This is a genomic window from Virgibacillus byunsanensis (assembly GCF_042675965.1).
Classification (GTDB): Bacteria; Bacillota; Bacilli; order Bacillales; family Amphibacillaceae; genus Virgibacillus_R; species Virgibacillus_R byunsanensis.
The window spans coordinates 16,072-37,283 of record NZ_JBHTKJ010000013.1 but is presented as its reverse complement, the minus strand read 5'-3'; the positions used below and the strand labels follow the sequence as shown (position 1 = coordinate 37,283).

Sequence of the window (21,212 nt, the reverse complement as noted above, 5' to 3'; positions counted from 1 at the left end):
TGCAATTTTGTTGCAGGGCGTTTTATCTTATAGGGACAGGAGCTTTATTACATGGATACAGTAATAATCTTATTTTTCTTCCTACTTGGCCTAATCTTCGGCTCATTCTTCAATGTAGTCGGCTTACGCTTACCACAAAATCAACCCTTCGCGAACGATCGATCAATTTGCCCACACTGTAACCATACACTCTCATGGTATGAACTCATTCCGGTTTTATCCTACATATTTCAGGGTGGGAAGTGTCGCCATTGTAAAGGGGAAATATCGTTTATTTATCCTGTGATGGAGCTAACGACTGGATTATTATTTGCATATAGTTATGTTACGATTGGCTTAAAGATAGAATTAATTGTAGCATTACTATTAATTTCAATGCTTGTTATAATAATCGTTTCTGATATGACATACATGCTCATACCAAATAAGGTATTACTGTTCTTCTTACCTCTATTTATCATCATGCGCTTTATACAACCACTTGATCCATGGTGGACTTCCATTGCAGGGGCGCTAGTAGGCATTGCCACTATTGCAATTGTAATTATGATAAGCCGTGGGGGTATGGGAGCCGGAGATATGAAGTTGTTTGGTGTTCTAGGGATTGTGTTAGGGATCGATAAAGTATTACTAGCCTTTTTCCTCTCTTGTGTGATCGGAGCTCTAGTAGGCATGATATTGCTGGTATTTAAACTAATTAATCGTAAGCAGCCAATTCCTTTTGGTCCATATATTGTTATAGCAACATGGATTACATATTTTTATGGTGAATCCATCATTAATTGGTATTTTAATTTAGTATAAGCAGGTGGCAACATGGGATATTTGAATAATGGCAGAGTAAATATAGTAATAACAAATCGTCTTTTGCGTTTCACCTACCATAAAAATCCTTCAGCAGAGGGATTGGTTACACATGGTGAGGTAGAGCTTCCAGAAGGCACTATTAAGGATGGAACAATTGTTAATAAATCAGCACTATTAGAAGTCATCCATCAACTAGTTCGTAAACATAAATGGAAGCGGAAAAAACTTATATTTGCTGTTCCAGATGATACGGTTGTTATTCGACAGTTGCAAATTCCTATTTCTCTAACGAAAGAAGAATCAATTTCTTATGTAAACACACAAATAGGGAATAGTTTCTATTTGCCATTTGCAAATCCAGCACTGGACATTGAATTTTTGGGTGAAGACGAGCAAAACAGGAACATCCTTTTATTTGCTTACCCAAAGGAAAAAATCATAGCATATGAAACCGTTTTTGAGGAAGCCGGACTAAAACCAATTGCTGCCGATCTTACTACGTTGTCCGTTTATCGGTATTATTATTTGCAGCAAATGGAGGAAAAAGCTCATGTACTTCTTATTCATTGGAATCAGGATGCACTAATACTGACTGCGTTTCAGCATCATAAAGCAGTTTTTACTAGATATATGACAATAGAAGCTAATACAGAGGGAAATGAAGAAATAGCAAAAGAAATCATTAATGAATTTGTAATTGAGATTAACCGGATTATCGACTTTTATCATTTTTCCATTACAAAAGGTGAGGCAAGTATTAATAGGTTGCTTTTAACAGGTGATTTCTCTTTTTTAAATTCTGTTAAAGAAACACTTTCTGAATCAGTGACGATACCAATACAAAGCTTTGAAAAAGAAGAATTACAGTCAGCATATATCGATGTCCTTGGTTTGGCATTAAAACGAGATGTTTAAAAAGGGGTAACACAATATGAATACAGAAATCAATCTTCTGGAAAAACAACCAAATAAATATATAGCCCCAGTAGTTTTTGGTATTTTGTTTATTCTATTGATGGTAGGTATTTTTGCGTTCTTACTTATTCAAAAAAATAATTACGAAAGTCAAATTGAGAACCAGGAAAGCAAGATTGCTCAAATCAATACGTTATTAATGGAGCATCAAGAAGATACCTCCAGCGAACGAAATCTTAAACAACTAGAACAAGCCATTACTTCTTTACAAGCCGAAAAGCTACCCATTGTTGAACTATATAAACGTGTTATTGGGTTATTAACGTCTCCTCAACAATTAATTGATTACGATTTCACAGAAGAAAATGAACTCATTATGAATGCTAGCTTTGATAACCTCAATGATGTTGCAGATTTTGTAACGAGGTTACTAGAACAACCATTCATAGACGACACAGAATTAACGAGCATCAGAAACGTAGAATCAGCTTATCAAGCAACGTTAACTATTAGCTTGAATAATAAAATATTGGTAGAGGAGCTTGGTGAAAATGAATAAACAATGGACGAAAAAATATACATTTATCACAGTAGCGATAGTTGTAGCAGCTCTTTTAATCTACGGTATTACTTATTTTTCTATTATTAAGCCGATACAAAAAGAAGCAAGAACCTTAGAGCAAGAAGCAAAGATGTATGAAACACAATATGAAAGAATAACAAATGAAGATGATCGTTCATTAAATGAGGAATCTCCTGATGCAATTATGAAAATTCCAAATCTGTCATCTCCAGATAACGTGTTAAATAACCTTGAAAGTTTCGCCAGTTCAACAAATACAACGATCACATACATAGAGTCGATCACTACTGATAGATCAGAGGAATTGGAAAAAGATGGGGTTGCTAGTCAGGAATACGCTATGGATATCACTGGTGGAAATTTGGCTGATATAGATAACTTTTTAGAAGCGATGCTAGAAAGCGAACGATTATTGTTTATTGATACCATATATATTAGCAAATTAGATGAAAGTCATGATCTATCGTTAACATTTAGAGCTTTCTCAACGAAATAATACTAGCAGACAGAGTAATTTTGCAGAAAGTTACTCTGTTCTTTTGAATGATTAGTTCTTTAAGACTTCTTTTCATCATAGATTAACACCAAAAGGAGGAGTTAATTTGCGACATTATGCTATTTTACGTATATTACTTGCTGGCTTTTTTCTATATTTCGCTTGGCCAATAATTCCTGAAGCAGTCACACAAATAGAATTTATTTTCTGGGGAGGATGGCTTGCATTTTTCTTACTTGTGATTGGCTCTAATTTTGCAACACTCTTACAAATGACTTCCCCACCTGTAATGGAACAGGAAAGAACAAGGGAGCGCCAAACCCTTAATCATTGAGCTTCTGTGAAATCAACTGTATAATAATATGTAAGTAAAGAGACTAGTACAGTTGAAAGTCGGTGAATAACTAATGGCAACAAAGCACGAGCAAATTCTGCAGCATATTATTTCCTTAGGTGTTGGAAATAAGATATCGGTAAGACAAATTGCTAAAGCACTAAATGTAAGTGAAGGAACGGCATATAGGGCGATTAAAGAAGCTGAAAACCAAGGATTGGTCAGTACTATGGAACGTGTTGGCACGATTCGGATTGAACGTAAGAAAAAAGAGAATTTTGAACGGTTAACATTTGCCGAAGTTATCAATATTGTAGATGGACAAGTACTAGGTGGACGGGAAGGTTTGCATAAAACGTTAAATAAATTTGTTATTGGTGCAATGCAACTTGACGATATGATGCGATATACAGAAGCAGACTCCTTATTAATTGTTGGTAATCGTGTGAAAGCACATGAATTGGCATTGAATGAAGGGGCTGCTGTATTAATTACAGGTGGTTTTGATACTGACGACCATATCAAACGGTTAGCAGATGAAAAGCAATTGCCAATAATGTCGACAAGTTATGATACATTCACAGTGGCCGCTATGATCAATCGTGCCATTTATGATCAATTAATCAAAAAAGAAATTGTGTTTGTTGGTGACATTTATACACCTTATGATCAGTCATTCTACTTATATAACAAAGATACATTGAAAAGATGGTATGAATTAAATGAGCAATCAAAACATACACGTTATCCAATTGTTGATGATAAAAAAAGAGTATCTGGCATGTTGACTTCCAAGGATGTTATAGGGAAAGATCCCAACTTACTGATCGAGAAGGTGATGACTAAAAATCCATTAGTTGTTCAATTTAAAACATCCTTAGCTTATGTAGCACATATGATGGTGTGGGAAGGTATTGAAGTAGTTCCAGTTGTAGATCAATCCTATATATTACAAGGGGTTGTTTCGAGACAAGATGTGTTAAAGGCATTACAACAAATACAACGCCAACCTCAGATTGGTGAAACGATTGAAGACATTGTATCGAGCAATTTGGAGACAGTTGAAGATGAGCAAACGGTATTCCGAGCAAAAGTAACGCCGCAAATGACTAACCAATTAGGTACGCTTTCTAATGGGGTTTTCACGGCATTAATTACCGAAGCAAGCAGTCGGCTCTTGTTATATGTTAAAAAAGGTGATCTTGTTGTTGAAAATCTAACGGTGTATTTTATAAAACCAGTTCAGATTGATAGCAATTTAATCGTTAAACCAAAGCTTCTAGAAGCTGGTCGAATTTATGCTAAAATTGATGTAGAAGTGTTTAGTAATCAGAAATTAGTAGGAAAAGGTTTATTAATGGCTCAATTAATCGATCGATAAAGAAAAGCTGACTATTCGTATAGTCAGCTTCTGATTATTTTTCTATGATGACGGATTCAATCGTTTCCACTCATTTCGATAATGCTTTACTTCTTTGAAACCTAGATTTAATTGCATACCACCTAGAACTAATAGGATTATTCCTATAAACAGTGAAATTTGTGTCTCATAAAAAAGATATTGATTTATGGCAAAAAAGAAAACGAAACTTCCAAGGCAAATTCGAGATTTAGCATTAAAATAGGATTGAGTTAACGGATCCTTTGTTTTAAGAATGGCCACCTTATAATATATGTATAAGACAAGTGATAGAGCAATAATAGTAGGGAAAATAATCATAAGACATACTCCTATGTTAAAATTTTGAATCAAATTCCTTTCCTCATTGTAGCTTGTTTTTACTAATTATGCTAGAAATAAATAGTTAGGGGTAGAGAAATGACAAAAGAGAAAATAATACATACTATGAAGGAATTCGAGACAATTATTATCCATCGACATGTACGACCTGACCCAGATGCAATTGGGTCCCAGGCAGGTTTGCGTGAGATGATTAAACATTCATTTCCAGAAAAGAACGTGTTTATAGTTGGGGATGAGGAACCATCTCTACTCTTTCTTGCTCAAATGGATGAGGTTGAAGATGAAGTGTATAAAAATGCGTTAGTAATTGTATGTGATACAGCTAATGCAGCACGTATTAGTGATGCAAGGTATAAATTAGGTAAAAAAGTAATTAAAATTGACCATCACCCGAATGTCGATCTGTATGGTGATCTTATTTGGGTTGATACAGAATCAAGTTCCACAAGTGAGATGATTTACGAATTAGTACTATTGGCTAAGTATGAGGGGTTCACATTGAATAATGAAGGTGCAAAGCTTATATATGGAGGGATTGTCGGGGATACAGGCAGGTTTTTATTTCCGAGCACAACAAAGAAGACATTTCAGTATGCAGCTGATTTAGTTACTTATGATTTTGATCGCTCGAATTTATATGATGGTATTTATAATACGAAGGACAATATTGCTAGATTAAGGGGCTTTATCCTACAGCATTTTAAATTGTCATCTTCAGGTATGAGTACCATAAAATTGACAACGTCTATCTTAGATGAGTATAAAATTAGTCCAAATGAAACTTCTCAGTTGGTAAATGTATTAGGAGATATTGAGGGGATTAAAGCGTGGGCTTTCTTTATCGAAGAAGAAGACCTAATACGTGTGAGGCTCCGTTCGAAAGGGCCTGTTATTAATGATATTGCAGCAAAATATGATGGTGGCGGTCACCCTATGGCAGCTGGTGCATCTGTTCGAACATGGGATGAAACGGACAAGGTTACCCATGATTTAGACCAAGTATGTATGGCATTTGAATAAATTTAGATAAAGAACAAAAGCGCAAGCGCCCGTTTAGCGACGTATGGACTGGACTTATCCGCATGAGATAAAGGAAACACGAAGAGCGGTAGCGAATCGATGTTGACTTATCGTAAGGAGGATAGGGAAGGCCAATAGTCGCTAAACGGGCGCTGGAGCTGGACGCGGCTTACACAGTCAATAAATTATTCACAGGCCTCCAAATTTTATAATTTCCTAGAATAATAAAAAGTGGTGAAACTCAGAGAATGAGTTCACCACCAGTATGTTTAATAACGTATGCCTGTTTCATTAGCTGCTCTTTTTATCAGATAGTGGTATAAACCAACATCCTGTAGTAGAGCAATCGAAATGAACAGTCAAATGTTCCTTTTCTATATCACGTTTGATTAACCGTATTAGTTCATGAGATTCTGCGTATGCCGTACGGCCGTTCTTTAGTAGTGCAATCTTTTCGTCACGAATACGTCGATTCATAACCAACATATAAAACAGCTCCCTTCCATAATGTACTATATGAAGTTTATGTGGAAAGTTTTCTTATCTGTACAATAATTATATAAGAATTTTCTCAGGAATACTATAGGTTTACGTATTTTTTCATGAAATGTTCACATCAGTTGGAAACTTTTGCCTCAACTGTTAATTTAACCGTTTGTGAAATGGTAAGCTTGCTAACATCGAAATAATACGTAAAATCATCTACAGTGAAACCTTTATTTTCAATAGTAGATATTAAAAGTTGGTCACTCTTGTCAATAACGTTAATGTCTTGACCGATGACGTGACTAATTTCCTGCTTAACCATTTCTTCTAATTGATGTATAATTAATCTGTCTAATCTTAATTGTTCTTCATTAGTGATTTTCACCTCAACCGTGTTGATAACCAACGGCTCCTTTGCCTTTTCATCTAAATCCTCTTTGTCTTCTAACAATGCTTCATTTTGATTTTTTAATTCAGTTACCTGTGATTGTAAGTCAAGGTTTTGTTCAAGTAGTCTTTCATACATAGCCCCGTACATAAAGATGACAATACAGTATGCAATGATACCTCCAATAACTATTCCAATTAAAAAACGTTGCCAGCTAGGCTTTTTATGATATGGAGGTATGTGCATTAGGTTATATCCTCCTGTATAAGCCATTCGATTAAGATAATAGCCGTTTTAACTCCGCCCATCGCAGACAAGATAAACAAAAATTGCTTAAATAGGTCTATTGTTTGTCCGTCCAAAAACCCCTTTTCAAAATTGGATATCGCATCGAATGTGCCACCAATTGCGGCCACTATCGCCCAGATACGGAGACTTTTCGCTATTCGGCTTATTGTTGTAAGAGGGGCATCCCCTGTAATAAAAGCACCAATACTGCCGATGATTGCACCACCAATAATTACACCAAAGGCGATAAAGTAACAATGAATAAATGAAGCTATAAATCGTTCCTCCATAACATTCTCCCCTTACTAGACAAACTTCCTTTCATTATATGAGAATAGTGGACGAGATATGTTATGATGCACGTTAGGACAATATGAAACAACATATATGCAGTACATAGATAGATTAGCTATAATAAAGAATAGAGAAACTTTCAAGGTGGGATGATATGTCTTTTACACATTTGCAGGTTCGAAGTGGTTATAGCTTGATGGAAAGCACCATAACGATAGAAAAATTAGTTGAGAAAGCTAGCTCGCTACATTTTGATGCACTAGCACTTACTGATGAGCACGTCTTATACGGTGCCATTTCCTTTTATAAGACATGTGAGAGGTATGGGGTTAAACCAATTATTGGTATGTCTGTTAAGGTTCTGGATGAGGACCAGCAGATGGTGTCCTGTATTTTACTAGCAAAGAGCAATAAAGGATATAACCAATTATCAAAATTAAGTACATATATCCAACAACACAAACAAGAGTCAATAACTATAAAAGAACTTCAGTCTTTTATTTATGACCTTATTTGTATTTTGCCAACGGATAATAAAATAGTCGAATCCTTATTACTTACAGAACCATACATGAAAGCAAAAGGATACATACAAACATGGAGGAATATGTTTCATGATGAAGATTTTTATTTTGGTATTCTAGATCATGGGTTGGAAAATGATCGAAAGGTACAAACTTCTCTTAAAGCATTTCATGAAAACTATCAAATTCCGGTGGTAGCTATAAATGATGTACGTTATCTTAACCAGGAAGACGTTGTTGCTTATGATTGTTTACAAGCGATGAAAAAAGGCAATAAGTGGTCAAAAGATAACGTAGATACGAGTAATGAGCAACACCACTTACGATCCAGCTCTGAAATGGATACGTTATTTCAATTTTGGCCTGAAGTAATAGAGGAAACGACTAAAATAAAAAAGAAGTGTAATGTATCGTTTGATTTTAATAAAAGAATGCTCCCGGCATATCCCGTTCCAGAAGCAATGGATGCACACGAATTTTTGGAAAAGTTGTGTTGGACGAATGTGGAACAAAAATACGACCAACCTAACTATCAAGTAAATGACCGTTTGAGCTATGAATTAAGCGTTATACAATCTATGCAATATAGTGATTACTTTTTGATCGTGTGGGATTTTATTGCCTATGCAAAAAATAACAATATAACAGTAGGTCCTGGACGTGGTTCGTCTGCAGGTTCTTTGGTCGCTTTTGTTCTAGGTATTACTGAAGTTGATCCAATGAAATATAATCTGATTTTCGAGCGTTTTCTTAATCCTGAGCGAATAACAATGCCAGATATTGATATCGACTTTTCAGATCAACGGCGGGATGACGTTATTGATTATGTGCGTGACAAATACGGACATGAAAATGTAGCACAAATCATTACTTTCGGTACTTTTGCAGCGCGTTCCTTATTACGGGAATTGATGAAAACTATTAGTATTGATCAACAAGATGCTAATTTTATTTTAAAGGAAATTCCAATTCAGGCAAAAAAATCATTACGCGAATATGTTCTTGATTCCGAGGGATTAAAGCAATATATTAAACAATCACCCCCGTTGACAACCTTGTTTTCAATTGCAACAAAATTGGAAGGAATACCAAGGCATATATCAACACATGCAGCAGGTGTAGTTATAAGTGAACAGCCCCTTGTAGAGCATACACCATTAACTGTTGGTGCAAATGAAACCAGTCTTACACAATTCCCAATGAATGATCTTGAAGCAATCGGCTTGTTGAAAATGGATTTTTTAGGATTACGTAATTTGTCATTGTTGGAGAAAGTCGTTCGGACGATTGGATATACTGCCAACAAAGAAATAGATTACCGTAAAATTCCTGAGCATGATGTAAAAACGTTTGAATTATTACAAAAGGGAAAAACAAACGGAGTATTCCAGTTAGAATCCAAAGGAATGAAGCAAGTTCTTACACAGTTAAAACCAACATCCTTTGAAGATATTGTAGCAGTTAATGCTTTATTCAGACCGGGTCCAATGGAATATATTTCGGTTTATATTGACCGGAAACACCGACGAAAGCCGGTAACCTTTCCACATCCTGATTTGGAACCAATATTAAAACAAACATATGGTGTACTCATCTATCAAGAACAAATTCTGCAAATAGCACATAAAATTGCTGGTTTTTCTTTAGGTGAGGCAGATGTTCTGCGCCGGGCTGTTAGTAAAAAACAACAAGCGGTCATGGATCAACAAAAAGAAGTTTTTATCCAAGGATGTTTAAAAAATAGATATGAAAAAGAGGTAGCAGAAGAATTATTTGCATGGGTTGTAAAGTTTTCAGATTATGGGTTCCCAAGAAGTCATGCAGTTGCTTATAGTAAAATTTCGTATCAGCTTGCCTATTTAAAGGCGCATTATCCTGCTTGTTTTTTTGCTGAACTATTAAGTTCTGTTGCAAACCAACAAGATAAAATTCAATTATATTTACAGGAAATGAAGGAATTAGAGATTTCTTTAGCTTCACCGTCGATCAATAAAAGTTTTGGGAAGTATGCAGTAGAAAGTAACAATATAAGAATGGGTCTGTTGTCCATAAAAGGAATAGGCAATCAAGTAGTACGAGAGATTATTCAAGTAAGAAATGCAGGGGCATTTAAAAGCTTATTTGATTTTTGCCTACGGATTTCGTTAAAGATAGTGACTAAAAAAACAATCGAGACACTAATACTAGCTGGAGCATTTGATGAACTCTATACTAACCGCGCAAGTCTTCTGGCATCCATTGACCAAGCTATTGAACAAGGGGAACTTTTTGGTGAATTCAATGATCAGCCAAGTCTATTTCATGACAAGCTTGAATTGGAAGAGATCTATGTCGAAATAGAAGATTTTAGTCAAATGAAGAAATTAACAGATGAAAAAGAACTGCTTGGAGTCTATGTATCCAGTCATCCTTTGCAGAACCATCGTCATATTTTACGAGAAAATGGTCATGTGTCACTCAATAAGGCACAACACCTAGTTGGTAAGAAAAAAATAAATAGTGCGGGGATCATTCAGACTATTAAACCTATACGAACTAAGCGTGGGGACTCAATGGCTTTTATGACAATTGAGGATGAAACAGGAGAGATGGAGGCAGTGATTTTCCCTGATTTGTATCGAAATGTTTACAGGTGGCTTCAGGAGGAAATGATTATCGTATTCAATGGAAAAGTAGAATTAAGAAATAAAAGTATGCAATGGATTATCTCTGATGTACATCCACTTAAAGAAGAGACTTTTCAAGTTCAACAGAAGACTCAGCGATTATTTATAAAATTATCCGATCAAACTAAGGAAACGGCATTAAAGATAATAAAGAATATTGCCAATGAATCCCCTGGAAGTACACCGATTATTGTGTACCATGCTGAGAAAAAACAGACATATAAGTTAGCTAATGATTATTATATCAACCCGAGTTATGCCTGCTTGCAGTCGTTCATAAGTGAGTTTGGTAAGAACAGTGTTGTGTTAGAAAAAAGAAACAATAAATAGACTTCCTTGCACCATCTTGCACCATATAGAATACTTTACACATATACACCTTCTGTTATAATAAAAATAGCAAAGTGGTCTGACCACCCTGGAAATAATCCTATAATTTCTATTACTAAAAGGAGTGAACTATACGTGTCAAACTTAAGAGACGAAGCGCTACATATGCATAGAGTAAATAAAGGAAAGTTAGAAATAAAATCTAAGGTACCAGTACGCAATGCTAGAGATTTAAGTCTTGCATATTCTCCTGGTGTAGCGGAACCCTGTAAAGAAATATATGATCGTAAAGAAGTTGTATATGATTATACCATGAAAGGAAATATGGTAGCAGTAGTTAGTGACGGTTCTGCTGTATTGGGACTTGGAAATATAGGACCGGAAGCTGCATTGCCAGTTATGGAAGGGAAATCAGTTTTATTTAAAAGTTTTGCCGGTGTTGATTCATTTCCTTTATGTTTGGCGACACATGATGTAGAAGAGATTGTTCGCACAGTAAAATTAATGGAGCCAACTTTTGGCGGGGTAAATTTAGAAGACATTGCTGCACCAAACTGCTTTATTATTGAGGAAAGGCTAAAGAAAGAAACGAATATTCCAATCTTTCATGATGATCAGCATGGTACTGCCATTGTTACGGTTGCAGGATTAATCAATGCTTTAAAGTTAATCGGGAAATCATTTTCTGATATTAAAGTAGTAGCTAATGGTGCTGGGGCTGCCGGTATTGCAATTATAAAATTATTATATAACTTTGGTGTTCGTGACATGATTATGTGCGATTCAAAGGGAGCTATTTTTGAAGGCAGACCCTATGGAATGAATGATGTAAAAGATCAAGTGGCTAAAATGACGAACAAAGAAAAAGTAGAAGGTGATTTGGAAAAAACACTTGAAGGAGCTGACGTATTTATTGGCGTTTCAGTAGGTGGCCTTTTATCAGAAGAAATGGTTAAAAAAATGAATGATGATCCTATTATATTTGCAATGGCAAATCCTGATCCAGAAATTATGCCTGATGCGGCAAAACATGCAGGTGCAAAAGTTATCGGTACGGGTAGATCTGATTTTCCAAACCAGGTTAATAATGTATTAGCATTTCCAGGTATTTTCCGTGGCGCACTAGATGTACGAGCGACACGTATAAATGAAAAGATGAAAGTTGCTGCTGCTGAGGCAATTGCTTCACTTATTTCTGAGGAAGAATTGGAAGCAGATTATGTTATTCCAGCGCCATTTGATGCACGCGTAGCACCACTGGTAGCTTCAAGTGTTGCGAAGGCTGCTATGGAGTCTGGAGTAGCAAGGATCACACTTGACCCTGAAGAAGTAGCTGAAAAAACAAGAAGATTAACTGAAATAGATGAAGACTAAAGTAGTTTAAAGGAGTGAATCATGGCAGTGTCCATGTCGCCTAAACAAAAAGTATACCAAGGAGTATTAACGGAAATACGTAAATTCATTGAAGATAACGACTTAAAGCCAGGTGATAAGCTTCCTTCTGAGAGAGAGTTAGCAGAAAAATTAGAAGCAGGGAGATCTTCTGTTAGAGAAGCATTGCGGGCGATGGAACTATTGGGCCTTATAGAAACCAGACGCGGTGAAGGGACATATCTGAGCACATATCGTCCTTATCAAACGGTTGAGTTATTATCGTCATTTATTTTACAGGAAAAGAACACAATAAGTGACTTAGCACTAGCAAAGCAAGTATTAGAGAAAGAAGCTGCTAAACTGGCCTTTGACCACATAAAAAGAATAGATATAGAGGAACTAAGGGCTTTATTGCATGATTCTAATTTAATGTTGCATGAAAAGCATGAAGCATTTTTTAACTATTTATTTAATAAGACAGAGAATTTTTTATTAACAAAAATTTGGAATCTAATGGAAGATTTTTCTCGTACAGTAAACAAGCATTATTATATGGAAGAGTTTTATACTTCACTAATTACATATTATTCAAAAAAGAGGTATGACCATATTGAGGATTTATTTTTAACTTCAAGGTACAAGGAAGAAGTATAAACATACACATTAACTTTGTATTCTAAAGCATATTAACGGCAGAATATGTCGCCATTTTGTAATTATATTCGTTATACTATAATAGAGTTAATCGCAATCATATCTATATTGAGTTATCTGTACATGCATTGGTTTTGAGAAGGAGGAGCTACCTTGCTTAAGGATTTTTTTGTAAAGAAAAGAAAGTATGCATCTATCCCTAGTGAACAGGCTAAACAGGATGTTCCTGAAGGGTTAATGATGAAGTGTGATGGTTGTCATAAAATCTATTATCGCAAAGAGATGAAGAAAAATATAAATGTCTGTCCAAACTGTGATTTCCACCACCAGTTAAATGCCTGGGAACGTATCGAAAGTTTATTTGATGAGGGTACTTTTCAGGAATGGGATAGTGGTTTAATTACAGGTAACCCTCTAGATTTCCCGGATTATGAGGAAAAAGTGGAGAAGGACCGTAAAAAGACAGGGCTGAATGAATGTGTGATAACAGGGAAAGGGTTCATTAATGGGCAAGAAACAGCATTCAGTGTAATGGATTCTACTTTTAGAATGGGGAGTATGGGCTCTGTTGCTGGAGAAAAAATTGCTAGAGCAATTGAAAATGCAAAAAATGAATCGATCCCTTTCATTATTTTTACTGCTTCAGGTGGTGCAAGAATGCAAGAAGGTGTCTTAAGTTTAATGCAAATGTCCAAGACATCTATAGCTATAAAACGTTTTAGTAATGAAGGTGGTCTAATGCTTTCCATAATGACACATCCTACTACTGGAGGTGTATCAGCAAGCTTTGCATCACTAGGAGACTATAATTTTGCCGAACCTGGGGCTTTAATTGGTTTTGCTGGGAGACGAATAATCGAACAAACCATACGCGAAAAGCTGCCAGATGATTTTCAAACTGCAGAATTTCTATTAAAACATGGACAACTAGATAAGGTTGTACATCGGCATGAAATGAAGCAACTTCTGACAACATTGCTTGGAATGCATCAGAAGGGTGGAAACAACTCATGAAACAAGTGTTAGATTTTGAAAAACCAATTGTTAATCTTAAGGATAAAATTGCAGAGCTTAAAAAGTTCACGAAGGATAGTGATATTGATTTATCAGATGAGATTCGTACCTTAGAAAAAAGATTAGCCGTATTAGAAGACGATATTTATGGTAATTTAAAGCCTTGGGACCGTGTCCAAATGGCTAGACATCAACAGCGGCCAACTACATTAGATTATATACAACGTCTGTTTACTAATTTTATTGAGTTTCATGGCGACAGGCTATATGGTGATGATGAAGCAATTGTAGCGGGCATGGCTTATTATAAAGATAATCCTGTTACTGTTATTGGACATCAACGGGGTAAGGACACAAAAGAAAATATCCGAAGAAATTTCGGCATGCCTCATCCAGAGGGTTATCGCAAAGCGCTACGTCATATGAAGCAAGCTGAGAAATTTGACCGACCAATTGTTTGTTTCATTGATACCAAAGGAGCTTATCCAGGAAAAGCAGCAGAAGAACGTGGACAGAGTGAAGCGATTGCTCGTAATTTAATGGAAATGGCTGGTCTTACAGTACCAATTGTTTGTATTGTAATTGGTGAAGGGGGAAGTGGTGGAGCACTAGCTTTAAGTGTAGGTGATCACATACATATGCTAGAGAACTCAACCTATTCTGTTATTTCTCCAGAAGGTGCTGCAGCTTTATTGTGGAAAGACTCAGGTCAAGCACAAAAAGCAGCTGAATCAATGAAAATCACCTCTTATGACTTGAAAGATTTAGGAGTTATCGATACGATTATCTCTGAGCCAAAGGGTGGAGCACATCGTGATATTGAACAACAAGCCATCAATATTGATCGGGTATTAGAGGAGTCATTAATAGCATTAAATGAATGTAAGAAAGATGAATTACTTGAGAAAAGATGGGAAAAATATAAAAAAATTGGTGATTACAAAGAGAGCTAATAACACTACATCCATGTTGAGGTTGACTTTTGTCAACCTCATGATTGTTTAGACATGCAAATAATTGATAATTTATACTATAAAGATTATCTTAGTATAGACAGAAATATTTCAGACTAACCTGAGGTGAAACTGATGAAAAAAATAGGTGTTTTAACAAGTGGCGGAGATGCTCCTGGAATGAATGCTGCTATACGAGCTGTTGTACGTAAATCTATTTATCATGAAATAGAAGTTTATGGTATAGAAAGTGGATTTCAAGGTCTTATAGACGGTCATATTAAAAAAATGGACATCGGTTCAGTAGGTGACATCATCCAACGTGGTGGTACCATTCTTCGCTCTGCCAGATGTGAAGAATTCAAAACCGATGCAGGACAACAAAAAGGTATTGATCAATTGGAAAAGCATGGGATAGAAGGATTAATTGTTATCGGTGGCGACGGAAGTTTTCGTGGTGCACAAAAGCTAACGGAAAAAGGGTATCCATGTATAGGGGTTCCAGGAACTATTGATAACGATATCCCGGGAACCGATTTTACAATTGGTTTTGATACAGCACTAAATACTATTATTGAAGCAATTGACAAAATTAGAGATACAGCAACCTCACATGAGCGTACATATGTGATTGAAGTAATGGGTCGTGACGCAGGTGACCTGGCTTTGTGGGCAGGTTTAGCAGATGGTGCTGAAAGTATACTCATCCCGGAAAAGAAAGATGATTTTCAAGAAGTAGTTGAGCGTCTGCAACGAGGACATGATCGTGGTAAAAAACATAGTATAATCATTTTGGCTGAAGGTGTAGGTAGTGGGGTTACATATGGTGAAAAAATACAAAAGGCTACTAACTTAGAAACCCGAGTAACTGTCTTAGGTTATATCCAACGTGGTGGTTCTCCCACTGCTTCTGATCGTGTATTAGCAAGTCGCTTAGGTGCTAAAGCAGTTGATTTACTGTTAGAAGGAAGAGCCGGAAAAATGGTAGGAATTAAAAATAATAAAATAGTTGATAAAAACATAATGGATGTTCTAATCGAAGCGCACACCATTAATGAAGACATGTATAAGCTTTCAAAAGAATTATCTATATAGGCAAAAAAAGAAGGAGGAAGCAAAATTGAGAAAAACTAAAATCGTATGTACGATTGGACCTGCTTCTGAATCGATCGAAACCCTTGAAACATTGATTGAATCAGGAATGAATGTAGCCCGTTTGAATTTTTCACATGGTGATTTTAAAGAGCATGGTGAGCGTATTAAAAATATTAGAAGTGCAGCAAATAGAGCTGGAAAAACAGTTGGTATTCTATTAGATACTAAAGGACCTGAAATACGAACTGGATCGTTTGAAAATGGTGAGGCTGAACTAACAGAAGGTAGTACTGTATATGTCTCTATGGATAATATTGAAGGAAATGCTGAACGTTTTTCTGTTACCTATCAAGGGTTAATTGATGATGTTCATGAAGGGTCCAACATATTGCTTGATGATGGGCTTATTGAACTAGAGGTATTAGAAGTTGATCGTGATAATCATGAAATTAAAACAAAAGCATTAAACTCAGGAACAATAAAAAATAAAAAAGGTGTTAACGTTCCAAACGTTAGTGTCAATTTACCTGGAATTACCGAAAAAGATGCAAAAGATATAGAGTTCGGGATAGAACAAGGGATAGATTTTATAGCGGCCTCTTTTGTTCGTCGTGCATCTGATATTCTGGAGATTCAGGAACTTTTGGAAAAACACAATGCGACATATATTCAAATTATACCTAAAATAGAGAATCAGGAAGGCGTAGATAATATTGATTCCATCTTGGAAGTAAGCAATGGTTTGATGGTTGCGCGCGGGGATTTGGGTGTAGAAATACCAGCCGAGGATGTCCCTCTAGTGCAGAAAGAATTAATTAAAAAATGTAATATTGCTGGAAAACCAGTTATAACCGCTACACAAATGTTGGACTCTATGCAACGTAACCCCCGTCCAACAAGGGCAGAAGCATCTGATGTTGCTAATGCTATATTTGATGGAACTGATGCAATTATGCTTTCAGGTGAGACTGCTGCAGGAAATTATCCTGTGGAATCTGTCCAAACGATGAGTAATATTGCATTAAAAGCTGAAACGGCTATTGATCATTCCAGTATATTGAAAAATCGTTCTAGGTCAGTTGACATGACAATTACGGATGCGATTAGTCAATCTGTAACACACACAGCTATGAATTTATCTGTGAGTGCAATTATTACGCCAACTGAAAGTGGACATACAGCTAGAATGATCTCAAAATATCGACCAAAGTCACCTATAGTTGCGGTTACTTTCGCAGAGAAAGTAAATCGTCAGTTATCACTGGTTTGGGGTGTCCACGCTGTAATGGGTGAACAAGCACATTCTACAGACGAAATGTTGGATGTAGCTATTGATCGAGGTTTAAGCACTAATTTATTTAAACGTGGAAGTAGAGTCATCATTACAGCAGGTGTTCCAGTAGGAGAAAGTGGAACTACAAACTTAATGAAGGTTCATGTTATTGGTGATGTAGCTGCCAAAGGCCAAGGAATCGGTCGTCGTAGTGCATATGGGAAAGCAGTAATAGCCAAAAATGCCGAAGAGGCAATAGAGAAAGTAAGCGAAGGAGATATACTTGTAACCTATGGAACAGACCGGGACATGATGGTAGCGGTTGAAAAAGCTAGTGGCATCATTACCGAAGAAGGCGGTCTTACTTCACATGCAGCAGTCGTTGGTTTAAGTTTAGGGATACCTGTTGTTGTCGGTGTTCGAAATGCTTTTGAATTAATCGAAGATGGTGAAGATATTACCATTGATGGTTCTAAAGGTGATATTTATAAAGGGCATGCAAGTGTATTATAAAAGAAGGGGGGATTTCCCTTCTTTTTTACACGTTTGAAATGTAAAGGAGGACGTTTAATGCGATGGTTATTGCTTGCGCTTCTTGTTATACCAGCATTGGAAATTGGGGTGTTTATTTGGGCAGGAGGTATGATAGGTCCATGGTGGGTTGTAGGACTAATTTTACTTACTGGCGTAGTTGGAGTAACGATTGCAAAGCAGCAAGGCATGGAAACATGGAATCGTGCAAGGGCTTCAATGAGTTACGGTCAGGTTCCGGCAAATGAAATAATTGACGGGATATGTATTTTTGTTGGAGCGGTTTTTCTATTTACACCCGGTTTCTTAACTGACATAGTTGGTTTTATATTAGTGCTTCCTACGACAAGAACCCCATTTAAAATATGGTTGCAGAAGTATATTAAGTATATGATGGATAAAGGAACTGTTGTCTATCGTAAGTAGTAATAGTTATCCTTTGATGTATAACCATATGGTATGAAAAACACCCGTCTTGTAAAGTACATTTAGTAAAACGAGCAGGATTGGGGCAATAATTATTCCCATTACTCCCCATAATTGATAACTTATAAATAAACAAATAAGTGCTGCAAGTGGATTAATTCCTATGCTGCTCGAAATAATTCGTGGTTCTAGTAACTGTCGAGTAATCACAACGAGCATATATAATACACAAATACTTATTGTTAAGAAATAGTCAGCGGTTACAAAGAGATAGACAATCCAAGGTATAAAGATGATTCCTGTACCAATAAGAGGTAAGAAGTCAACAACTCCTGCTAGTAAAGCGATTGTAATTGCATGATCTATCTGTAAAACCAGTAGTCCTATTGCAATAATGGATGTAGAAATAATAATGAGTATTAGTTGTGCTTTAAAGAATCCAAGTATCGCTTTCTTTAATTGTTCCCAAACATTTTTGCTAGCTCTATTTGCAGAAATAGGAAATAGTTCTATGAACCATTGTCTCCACTGATACCAGTCTTTTGTTAGAAAAAATGTTGCTAATAAAATAAAAATAAAAACGGTTAGTGAGTTAGGGAGTATTGAGAGAAAGTTGGGTATAGCTAATAACAAGCTTTGTAATAATTCAGCCCCAATAGAACCTAGTTGGGCCAACAGATTTTGGATGTTTTCGTTTATTGTTTCTTGCTGATGAGAACTAAGCGTATGAAATATAGAAATAATCTCATGATAAGCAGGAAGTATTTTTTCATGAACCATATTTTTTATAAATGAAATAAACTCATGAATATGTGTGGGGAGTTTTTCTGCTAAGTACGCTGTACCTTGAATTAACTCTGTAATTATAAATAATATAACTCCAAATGATAACACTAGTATTGAAATAATAACAGTTATAGTAGATAAAGCTCGTGGTAACTTTACCTGTCCTTCTAAAAAAGTGACGATAGGATTCAGTAACATTGAAAAGATTATTGCAAATAATAATGGATAAAGATAAGGTAAGGTGTATTTTAATAAAAAGAAGGTTCCAACTATGACAATTATAACAAATAGAAATCTGATCAGTTGATATAAAAATTGCTTGGACAAGCTGTTTCCCTCCAATCGAACATTATCATGCTTGTACTATGTTACATATGATAAATAAAAGGGAAATAGAATTAAGATATTTTCATCTTCATAGTTGATATAAAATGCGCCATAACTGCCAGGTTGATTTCCGCTGTGGTCAGTCGCTTTCCGCGGCACGGCTTCAGCCTCCGAAGCGGAAAATCACCGCTGCGGGGTCTTCAGACACGTGCTGTTCCCGCAGGAGTCGACTGACCTCCGCTCCAATCAACCATCATAAAGTGGCAGTTTATGCTATAGAAAACCAAATGATAGCTGTTGTTTTATTGTGGACGCTATACCAGCGCCGGAAATACACGAAGACTCCTTGAAAATAAAGACCAATTTTCTGCGTGCGATGTAATGCTGCCGGAGCTTTCCTTGTCCTGCGGGAGGATAGGCATAGGTGAGTCACCAAAGTGCTTCAGCACGTGATGGCTCACCAGCCGCCCTAAGGTGCGCGAAGTGTATTTCCAGAGCGAGTATAAGCACCAACCATCATCTCAAGTTACGTCGCATTATATATCTATACTGTTAAAAGCAATAATCTTTACTAAAACAGTCTAAATAATGTAATTTCCTAAAAATTTGTTGATTTTCAACTGTTTCAATTCACATTGTCTGTATAATACTTTATAATTGACCGTGGGGCTGATGATGTTATGTCGGAATATTGTCAAATATAGTATTTTGTTTGATTATCCTAATTTAATGAACAAATTATAGAAAAAGGAGAGGGTTTGTTATGACAACAACTAAAGGGCTTGAAGGGGTTGTAGCAACTCAATCGTCAATTAGTTCCATTATTGATGATCAACTTACATATGTTGGTTACCGAATTGATGATTTAGCGGAGAATTCAAGTTTTGAAGAAGTAGTTTATTTACTATGGAATCAAAAACTACCTAACAAATCAGAACTAGATGCATTTAAAACAGAACTGGCTTCTAATATGGAGGTTCCTGATGCCGTAATTGATCATTTACGCTCCTATGATTTATCAACTGTTCACCCAATGGCAGCATTAAGATCAGCTGTTTCGATTCTTGGGTTGTACGATGAAGATGCAGATGTGATGGAAGAAGCTGCGAACAAACAAAAAGCGTTACGTATACAAGCGAAAATATCTACAATCGTTACTGCATTTGCACGCATTCGTAAAGGTAAAGATCCTGTAAAACCCAAAAAAGACTTAGGGTATGCAGCAAACTTCCTTTACATGTTGAATGAAGAAGAACCAAAAGATGTTGAAGTAGAAGCAATTAATAAAGCCTTAGTACTTCATGCAGATCATGAACTAAACGCATCTACTTTTACAGCACGAGTATGTGTCGCTACCCTATCTGATATTTATTCAGGTGTGACTGCAGCGATTGGTGCACTTAAAGGTCCATTACATGGTGGGGCCAACGAACGTGTGATGAAAATGCTAACGGAAATAGATGTTGAAGAAAATGCTATTCCGTACATCAAAGAAAAAGTAGCTAACAAAGAAAAAATTATGGGAATGGGACATCGAGTTTACGAAAATGGCGACCCACGTGCCAAACATTTAAAACGTATGTCAAAAGAGTTAACTAAATTAACTGGGCAAGCAAAATGGTATAATATGTCCGTTAAAATTGAAGATTATATTAAAGAAGAAAAAGGTTTACCCGCAAACGTAGACTTTTATTCTGCTTCTGTGTATCACAGCCTAGGAATTGATCATGATTTGTTTACACCGATCTTTGCAGTTAGTCGTGTTTCTGGATGGTTAGCACACATTTTAGAGCAGTATGATAATAACCGTTTAATTCGCCCACGTGCTGAGTATGTTGGTCCAAAAACACAAAGTTATGTAGCAATGGATAAACGGGCTTAAACTAAAAGTGAGCGATTTTATA

Annotated in this window: 21 protein-coding genes; 16 read left to right on the top strand and 5 right to left on the bottom strand. The window is 36.1% G+C overall.

From position 1 onward, the window contains the following. Positions 1–51: 51 nt before the first annotated feature. The 6 genes from ACFQ3N_RS06815 (at position 52) to ACFQ3N_RS06790 (ending at position 4,516) form a co-directional block, all read left to right on the top strand. Positions 52–804, top strand: coding sequence for a prepilin peptidase (locus ACFQ3N_RS06815; RefSeq protein WP_390360813.1), 753 nt, complete (start codon positions 52–54; stop codon positions 802–804). 12 nt (positions 805–816) lie between these two features. Then, the gene (gene pilM, locus ACFQ3N_RS06810) at positions 817–1,722 is read left to right on the top strand and encodes a type IV pilus biogenesis protein PilM (RefSeq protein WP_390360811.1); all 906 of its coding nucleotides are present in this window, start codon (positions 817–819) and stop codon (positions 1,720–1,722) included. A gap of 16 nt (positions 1,723–1,738) precedes the next feature. Then, positions 1,739–2,281 (top strand): PilN domain-containing protein, encoded by a 543-nt coding sequence (locus tag ACFQ3N_RS06805; protein WP_390360809.1) that lies wholly within the window; start codon positions 1,739–1,741, stop codon positions 2,279–2,281. Then, positions 2,274–2,801, top strand: coding sequence for a hypothetical protein (locus ACFQ3N_RS06800; protein WP_390360807.1), 528 nt, complete (start codon positions 2,274–2,276; stop codon positions 2,799–2,801). The genes ACFQ3N_RS06805 and ACFQ3N_RS06800 overlap by 8 nt, the downstream gene beginning before the upstream one ends. 106 nt (positions 2,802–2,907) lie before the next feature. Next, positions 2,908–3,135 (top strand): hypothetical protein, encoded by a 228-nt coding sequence (locus tag ACFQ3N_RS06795; protein ID WP_390360805.1) that lies wholly within the window; start codon positions 2,908–2,910, stop codon positions 3,133–3,135. A 73-nt stretch (positions 3,136–3,208) separates the two neighbouring features. Then, complete coding sequence (locus ACFQ3N_RS06790; RefSeq protein WP_390360804.1) at positions 3,209–4,516, top strand: DRTGG domain-containing protein; 1,308 nt, start codon at positions 3,209–3,211, stop codon at positions 4,514–4,516. A gap of 42 nt (positions 4,517–4,558) precedes the next feature. Here ACFQ3N_RS06790 and ACFQ3N_RS06785 read toward each other — a convergent pair whose 3' ends face one another. Beyond that, complete coding sequence (locus ACFQ3N_RS06785; protein WP_390360802.1) at positions 4,559–4,855, bottom strand: YtpI family protein; 297 nt, start codon at positions 4,853–4,855, stop codon at positions 4,559–4,561. A gap of 99 nt (positions 4,856–4,954) precedes the next feature. Between ACFQ3N_RS06785 and ACFQ3N_RS06780 the strand changes: the two genes are divergently transcribed. Then, a complete protein-coding gene (locus ACFQ3N_RS06780) occupies positions 4,955–5,899 on the top strand; it encodes a DHH family phosphoesterase (RefSeq protein ID WP_390360800.1) in 945 nt (314 codons plus the stop codon). A 291-nt stretch (positions 5,900–6,190) separates the two neighbouring features. On the opposite strand, the gene ACFQ3N_RS06775 is transcribed toward ACFQ3N_RS06780, so the two are convergent. The 3 genes from ACFQ3N_RS06775 to ACFQ3N_RS06765 all read right to left on the bottom strand — a co-directional run bounded on the left by ACFQ3N_RS06775 (position 6,191) and on the right by ACFQ3N_RS06765 (position 7,351). Next, positions 6,191–6,376, bottom strand: coding sequence for a hypothetical protein (locus tag ACFQ3N_RS06775; protein WP_390360798.1), 186 nt, complete (start codon positions 6,374–6,376; stop codon positions 6,191–6,193). Positions 6,377–6,515: 139 nt separating this feature from the next. Beyond that, the gene (gene ytrI, locus ACFQ3N_RS06770; protein ID WP_390360796.1) at positions 6,516–7,019 is read right to left on the bottom strand and encodes a sporulation membrane protein YtrI; all 504 of its coding nucleotides are present in this window, start codon (positions 7,017–7,019) and stop codon (positions 6,516–6,518) included. Next, a complete protein-coding gene (locus ACFQ3N_RS06765; RefSeq protein WP_390360795.1) occupies positions 7,019–7,351 on the bottom strand; it encodes a YtrH family sporulation protein in 333 nt (110 codons plus the stop codon). The genes ytrI and ACFQ3N_RS06765 overlap by 1 nt, the downstream gene beginning before the upstream one ends. 158 nt (positions 7,352–7,509) lie before the next feature. Between ACFQ3N_RS06765 and dnaE the strand changes: the two genes are divergently transcribed. The 8 genes from dnaE to ACFQ3N_RS06725 all read left to right on the top strand — a co-directional run bounded on the left by dnaE (position 7,510) and on the right by ACFQ3N_RS06725 (position 18,195). Continuing rightward, positions 7,510–10,875, top strand: a complete 3,366-nt coding sequence (dnaE, locus tag ACFQ3N_RS06760; RefSeq protein WP_390360792.1) for a DNA polymerase III subunit alpha — start codon at positions 7,510–7,512, stop codon at positions 10,873–10,875. A 135-nt stretch (positions 10,876–11,010) separates the two neighbouring features. Further along, a complete protein-coding gene (locus ACFQ3N_RS06755; RefSeq protein WP_390360790.1) occupies positions 11,011–12,249 on the top strand; it encodes an NAD(P)-dependent malic enzyme in 1,239 nt (412 codons plus the stop codon). A gap of 21 nt (positions 12,250–12,270) precedes the next feature. Continuing rightward, on the top strand, positions 12,271–12,903 hold the full coding sequence (locus ACFQ3N_RS06750; RefSeq protein ID WP_390360788.1) for a FadR/GntR family transcriptional regulator: 633 nt from the start codon (positions 12,271–12,273) through the stop codon (positions 12,901–12,903). 153 nt (positions 12,904–13,056) lie between these two features. After that, positions 13,057–13,917, top strand: a complete 861-nt coding sequence (gene accD / locus ACFQ3N_RS06745; protein ID WP_390360787.1) for an acetyl-CoA carboxylase, carboxyltransferase subunit beta — start codon at positions 13,057–13,059, stop codon at positions 13,915–13,917. Continuing rightward, complete coding sequence (gene accA, locus ACFQ3N_RS06740) at positions 13,914–14,870, top strand: acetyl-CoA carboxylase carboxyl transferase subunit alpha (RefSeq protein ID WP_390360785.1); 957 nt, start codon at positions 13,914–13,916, stop codon at positions 14,868–14,870. The genes accD and accA overlap by 4 nt, the downstream gene beginning before the upstream one ends. 135 nt (positions 14,871–15,005) lie before the next feature. Beyond that, a complete protein-coding gene (gene pfkA / locus ACFQ3N_RS06735) occupies positions 15,006–15,965 on the top strand; it encodes a 6-phosphofructokinase (RefSeq protein ID WP_390360783.1) in 960 nt (319 codons plus the stop codon). Positions 15,966–15,990: 25 nt separating this feature from the next. Then, a complete protein-coding gene (pyk, locus tag ACFQ3N_RS06730) occupies positions 15,991–17,751 on the top strand; it encodes a pyruvate kinase (RefSeq protein ID WP_390360781.1) in 1,761 nt (586 codons plus the stop codon). A 57-nt stretch (positions 17,752–17,808) separates the two neighbouring features. Continuing rightward, on the top strand, positions 17,809–18,195 hold the full coding sequence (locus ACFQ3N_RS06725; RefSeq protein ID WP_390360778.1) for an FxsA family protein: 387 nt from the start codon (positions 17,809–17,811) through the stop codon (positions 18,193–18,195). Positions 18,196–18,201: 6 nt separating this feature from the next. Here the strand turns inward: ACFQ3N_RS06725 and ytvI are convergent, their stop codons facing one another. After that, positions 18,202–19,308 carry a sporulation integral membrane protein YtvI gene (gene ytvI / locus ACFQ3N_RS06720; protein ID WP_390360776.1) on the bottom strand — a complete coding sequence of 369 codons (1,107 nt, stop codon included), beginning with the start codon at positions 19,306–19,308 and terminating at the stop codon, positions 18,202–18,204. A gap of 763 nt (positions 19,309–20,071) precedes the next feature. Between ytvI and citZ the strand changes: the two genes are divergently transcribed. Continuing rightward, positions 20,072–21,190: a citrate synthase gene (gene citZ / locus ACFQ3N_RS06715; RefSeq protein WP_390360774.1), complete on the top strand. Its 1,119-nt coding sequence runs from the start codon at positions 20,072–20,074 to the stop codon at positions 21,188–21,190. Positions 21,191–21,212: the final 22 nt, after the last annotated feature.

Bases quoted from the DNA above. Each gene is read 5' to 3' on its own strand.
- ACFQ3N_RS06750 (WP_390360788.1), top strand. From the start codon at position 12,271: ATGGCAGTGTCCATGTCGCCTAAACAAAAAGTATACCAAGGAGTATTA.
- ACFQ3N_RS06765 (WP_390360795.1), bottom strand. From the start codon at position 7,351: ATGGAGGAACGATTTATAGCTTCATTTATTCATTGTTACTTTATCGCC.
- ACFQ3N_RS06805 (WP_390360809.1), top strand. From the start codon at position 1,739: ATGAATACAGAAATCAATCTTCTGGAAAAACAACCAAATAAATATATA.
- accA (WP_390360785.1), top strand. From the start codon at position 13,914: ATGAAACAAGTGTTAGATTTTGAAAAACCAATTGTTAATCTTAAGGAT.
- ACFQ3N_RS06815 (WP_390360813.1), top strand. From the start codon at position 52: ATGGATACAGTAATAATCTTATTTTTCTTCCTACTTGGCCTAATCTTC.
- ACFQ3N_RS06790 (WP_390360804.1), top strand. From the start codon at position 3,209: ATGGCAACAAAGCACGAGCAAATTCTGCAGCATATTATTTCCTTAGGT.
- ACFQ3N_RS06800 (WP_390360807.1), top strand. From the start codon at position 2,274: ATGAATAAACAATGGACGAAAAAATATACATTTATCACAGTAGCGATA.
- dnaE (WP_390360792.1), top strand. From the start codon at position 7,510: ATGTCTTTTACACATTTGCAGGTTCGAAGTGGTTATAGCTTGATGGAA.
- ACFQ3N_RS06775 (WP_390360798.1), bottom strand. From the start codon at position 6,376: ATGAATCGACGTATTCGTGACGAAAAGATTGCACTACTAAAGAACGGC.
- pilM (WP_390360811.1), top strand. From the start codon at position 817: ATGGGATATTTGAATAATGGCAGAGTAAATATAGTAATAACAAATCGT.
- ACFQ3N_RS06785 (WP_390360802.1), bottom strand. From the start codon at position 4,855: ATGATTATTTTCCCTACTATTATTGCTCTATCACTTGTCTTATACATA.
- pfkA (WP_390360783.1), top strand. From the start codon at position 15,006: ATGAAAAAAATAGGTGTTTTAACAAGTGGCGGAGATGCTCCTGGAATG.
- ytrI (WP_390360796.1), bottom strand. From the start codon at position 7,019: ATGCACATACCTCCATATCATAAAAAGCCTAGCTGGCAACGTTTTTTA.
- ACFQ3N_RS06780 (WP_390360800.1), top strand. From the start codon at position 4,955: ATGACAAAAGAGAAAATAATACATACTATGAAGGAATTCGAGACAATT.
- ACFQ3N_RS06725 (WP_390360778.1), top strand. From the start codon at position 17,809: ATGCGATGGTTATTGCTTGCGCTTCTTGTTATACCAGCATTGGAAATT.
- citZ (WP_390360774.1), top strand. From the start codon at position 20,072: ATGACAACAACTAAAGGGCTTGAAGGGGTTGTAGCAACTCAATCGTCA.